The 318-nt window shown below is 34.6% G+C and carries 1 protein-coding gene; it reads left to right on the forward strand.

Annotated elements, in window-relative coordinates; translation table 11 throughout:
• On the forward strand, window positions 1–273 hold a 273-nt coding region (locus tag FC72_RS10575; protein ID WP_157051168.1), incomplete at its 5' end, for an IS3 family transposase.
• Window positions 274–318 lie beyond the last annotated feature (45 nt).

The raw sequence follows: 318 nt of genomic DNA on the forward strand, positions 1-318 counted from the left end.
TATACATCAATCAATTTCTGTGATCTATGTAGAGAAAAAGGCATTACCAGAAGTATGTCCCGTAAAGGGACGCCTTCTGATAATGCCTTGATAGAATCGTTTCACTCTTCCCTAAAGTCTGAAACGTTCTACACGTTAGATGAACCTATAAGTTCAAATACTATTGTAATTGAAATGGTGGAAGAATACATCAAATTTTGGAACGAAGAAAGAATATTAGAAAAATTGGGTTATCAGTCACCGGTAGAATACCGGAACCTGATAACCCAATAATAGAAGTGCTTTTATTTTATTGTCTCAAAAAATAGTTGCAGTACC

It is taken from the genome of Companilactobacillus tucceti DSM 20183, from assembly GCF_001434665.1.
GTDB lineage: Bacteria > Bacillota > Bacilli > Lactobacillales > Lactobacillaceae > Companilactobacillus > Companilactobacillus tucceti.